This window comes from Stenotrophomonas sp. NPDC077659 (genome assembly GCF_050268705.1).
Classification (GTDB): domain Bacteria; phylum Pseudomonadota; class Gammaproteobacteria; order Xanthomonadales; family Xanthomonadaceae; genus Stenotrophomonas.
In genome coordinates, this window is the sequence record NZ_JBNNHG010000284.1 from 1 (window position 1) to 1,461 (window position 1,461).

1 protein-coding gene is annotated in these 1,461 nt (G+C 58.9%); it reads left to right on the forward strand.

Annotated features, from left to right (window positions below):
• The first annotated feature begins 58 nt into the window (after positions 1-58).
• Complete coding sequence (locus ACQKDV_RS19480) at positions 59-1,255, forward strand: IS256 family transposase (RefSeq protein WP_427785864.1); 1,197 nt, start codon at positions 59-61, stop codon at positions 1,253-1,255.
• The last annotated feature ends 206 nt before the right edge of the window (positions 1,256-1,461 follow it).

The following is a 1,461-nucleotide window of genomic DNA, read 5'->3' on the forward strand; positions in this document are numbered from 1 at the left end:
GATGTTCCGACTCAAGTAGTCTACGAGCTGAGAGGTATTTCAGCAGCCTGCTAAGGAAGTGCTCGACCTCCTGCCTACCGGTGTGATGACCGCCGGACAGATCGAGGAGATGACCGGGGCCCTGAAGAAGGCATTGATAGAGCGAGCGCTTGGCGCGGAGCTGAGCCAGCACTTCGGCTACGGTTCTGGCGAGGAGCGTCCAGACGAGACCGGCAATCAGCGCAATGGCACCAGCAAGAAGACGGTGTTGACCAGCGACGGCCCGGTTCAACTGGATGTTCCGCGTGACCGTCTGGCCAGCTTCCAGCCGATCCTGGTACCCAAGCACGAGCGTCGCTTCACCGGTTTTGACGACAAGATCGTGGCCATGTATGCCCGTGGGATGAGCGTTCGGGACATTCGCGCGTTCCTGTCTGAGCAGTACGGTACGGATGTTTCAGCCGATTTCATCAGCTCGGTCACCGATGAAGTGCTGCAGGAAGTCATGCAGTGGCAGCAGCGCCCACTGGAGCAGATGTATCCGGTGATCTTCTTTGACGCCCTGCGGGTCAAAATCCGCGACGAGGGCGTGGTACGCAACAAGGCGGTGTATCTGGCGCTGGGCGTGCAGGCCGATGGCAGCCGGGACATCCTTGGCATCTGGATTGAAACCACCGAAGGCGCCAAATTCTGGATGAAGGTGTACAGCGACCTCAAGACACGGGGCGTAGAGGACATCCTGATCGCGGTAACCGACGGCCTCAAAGGCATGCCCGAGGCGCTTGCCGCGGTCTACCCGGAAACGACGCTGCAGACCTGCATCGTGCACCTGATCCGCAACAGCTTGGACTTCGCCAACTGGAAGGACCGAAAGTCGCTGGCGATGGCCCTGAAGCCGGTGTACCAGGCCGCCACGCTGGAAGGTGCTGAGCACGCGCTGGCGGATTTCGAGGAGAGCCAGCTCGGCAAGCGCTACCCGATGGTGGCACAGGCCTGGCGGCGAGCATGGGACCGCGTGATCCCATTCTTTGCCTTTACTCCACCCATCCGGCGGGTGATTCACACCACCAACGCCATCGAAAGCATCAACGCGCAGCTGCGAAAGGTCATCAAGACGCGGGGGCACTTCCCCAACGACGATGCCGCTATGAAGCTCATCTGGCTAGGAATACGCAACATCACCAACAGATGGCGTGGAACCAGCCACGGTTGGAAGGAAGCCATGGGTCAGTTCTCGATACGCTACAAGGAGCGGTTTGACCGGCTGAAGTACTGAGTGCCACATCGCCCGAACACAAAAAATCGGACACTCTCTATCCCCGCGTCCTGCTGGTTGACTGGCAAAGACTCGAATCATTAATCCGCCATTTGCCAAGGCGCTACAAGGCGACCAACTGAAAGCTAAGTTGAGCCCATTCGAATGAGACCTTAGACTCAACTTCCAAGTGCAACACTCGACAATCGCGTAGGGTGCAGGCATGG